Below are 427 nucleotides of genomic sequence, written 5' to 3' on the forward strand. Positions count from 1 at the left end.
CCCACCGCCCCGAACCGCCGGTCTCACCAGGAATAGGGGTCGTGTTGGCTGATGCCGGCTACCTCTCCGAACACAACCTCACCGCACCCGGACCAGACCGGCTCATCGCGACCGGCAAACACCGGGCCGTGGCCCACGCCGCGCAGCACGCACCCACACACGGGCCGCCACCATCAGAAGCCTCCCCGATCCAGGCCATGACCCACCGGCTGGCCACACCCGAGGGACATGCGCTCTACCGTCAACGCGCCCACATCGCTGAAACCCCGTTCGCCCACGCTAAACACAACCTCGGCTTCCGTCGCTTCACCAGCCGCGGACTCGACAGAGCCACAGCAGAATTCAGCTTCCACGCCCTCGTCCACAACCTGTTCAAAGCCATCGGAACCGCCGCTTTGACCCCCACCACCGCCTGAGACCGGACGCT

1 protein-coding gene is annotated in these 427 nt (G+C 66.5%); it reads left to right on the top strand.

Features of this window, described 5'->3' with window-relative positions; genetic code table 11:
* Positions 1-416 (top strand): transposase (locus AMD30_RS24365; RefSeq protein ID WP_156354442.1); only part of this gene is annotated, 416 nt, incomplete at its 5' end.
* Positions 417-427 lie beyond the last annotated feature (11 nt).

This window comes from Gordonia sp. HS-NH1, assembly GCF_001418765.1.
Taxonomy (GTDB): Bacteria; Actinomycetota; Actinomycetes; order Mycobacteriales; family Mycobacteriaceae; genus Gordonia.